Origin of the sequence: Aliivibrio logei, assembly GCF_001691055.1 — a bacterium.
In the GTDB taxonomy this organism is placed as follows: Bacteria; Pseudomonadota; Gammaproteobacteria; order Enterobacterales; family Vibrionaceae; genus Aliivibrio; species Aliivibrio salmonicida.
Genome location: NZ_MAJU01000069.1, coordinates 1 through 1,644, shown reverse-complemented (window position 1 = coordinate 1,644; position 1,644 = coordinate 1). Strand labels below are relative to the sequence as shown.

At 37.6% G+C, this 1,644-nt stretch carries 1 protein-coding gene; it reads right to left on the bottom strand.

From position 1 onward, the window contains the following. Nucleotides 1-92: 92 nt before the first annotated feature. A complete protein-coding gene (locus tag A6E04_RS20850; protein ID WP_065612301.1) occupies nucleotides 93-434 on the bottom strand; it encodes an SH3 domain-containing protein in 342 nt (113 codons plus the stop codon). Nucleotides 435-1,644: the final 1,210 nt, after the last annotated feature.

Here is a 1,644-nt window from a genome sequence, read left to right as displayed (position 1 = left end):
CCGCAATAACACGTGCGAACGCCTTAATTACCAAACCAATTATACTCTAAACCGCGAATGCCGAGTGTAATAGCATCGTGTTGATTGCTTTGTTATGCGATACCTACAGTTTGTACCGGAACCCAACCTTTCTCGCCACTAGTATTTACTACAAGAAACCATTCATTTAGCTCAGATAAAACCGTTAACGATTCACTCATTTTAGTATCTAGTTCAAAAGCGTTGTAATTACATTTGGCTATTCCTTTAGTTTTACATTGCGCCATTTCAATATAATCAACCGGTGCCCAACCTTCATTTCCATCGGTAGTTATAGTTCTGGTCCAACCAATAAATTCAGTATCAAGATGACCGAGAATTAAAGACTCACCTTTGTTAAACGAAATTGGATTTGGATACTCTGATTTATGAGCTTCCTTAACTACAACTTCCATAATATTTCCTTATATCTTCTATTCGCATAACGCCTGCATAACACGTTTACTACTATGCAGATGAAGCTAAATTTTACCGCCATAAACACCGAAACTAAAGACAAACCTACAACGCCGAGTGTAGTAAATCGTGTTGATGCATTTGTTACACGATCTTTGTCAACGCTTCCATTAACTTGGTAAAGAATTGATTTACCAAGATTTACTGTAAACTGAGTTTAATTAGACTGGCTCAATTAAGCGAGCAAAATATCCAATCACCGCCAATAACTGTGAAACGAAACAATCCCTTTTTCTTACGCCATTTGTACGTTCTGGTTTCAGCAAGTTTTAAGCTGATAAACCAAATATCCTCGCCACAATTGGGATTGAAAATACTGCGAGCAAAACACTGATGCAGGATAAAATGAGGCAAAACCATGAATAATTGAAGCGTGAATTAGTTTCTGAAATCCATGAACTTTTGGCAATAATGGTCAATTGCCGAACCTGATGAAATGAAAACTAAAAGAAAACAAAGAAGAAGGAAAACCACCTACTTTCACGCTTAAAAAACTAACGGCTCAATCGCTGAACTGAGCCAAAAAACTGCAATCTTAGAGTTCGTGTAACGCCTGCATAACACGTTTGCTACGATACAGACCTAGCTGAATTTTACTGCCTTAATCACTGAAACTAAAGGCAAACTGACAACGCCGAATGTAGCAAATCGTGTTGATGCATTTGTTACACGATCTTTGCCAACGCTTCCATTAACTTGGTAAATAATTGATTTACCAAGATTTACTGTAAATTGAGTTTAATTAGACTGGCTCAATTAAGCGAGCAAAATATCCAATCAACGGCAAAAACTGCGAGATGAAACAATCCCTTTTTCTTACACTATTTGTACGATTTGGTTTCAGCAAGTTTGGAGCTGATAAACCAAATATCCTCACCACAATTGGGATTGAAAATACTGTGAGGAAAACACTGATACTGGCTAAAATGAGGCAAAACTATGAACAATTGAAGCCTGAATTGGTTTCTGAAACCCATGAACTTTTGGCAATAATGGTCAATTGCCGAACCTGATGAAACGGAGACCAAAAGGCAACAAAGAAAAAGGAAATTCCCTTACTTTCACGCCTAAGAAATTAACGGATCAATCGCTGAACTGAACCAAAAAACTGCGTTCTTAGAGTTCGTGTAACGCCTGCATAACACGTTT

Excerpts from the sequence above, each read along its gene's own strand:
- A6E04_RS20850 (WP_065612301.1), bottom strand. The coding sequence starts at position 434 with ATGGAAGTTGTAGTTAAGGAAGCTCATAAATCAGAGTATCCAAATCCA.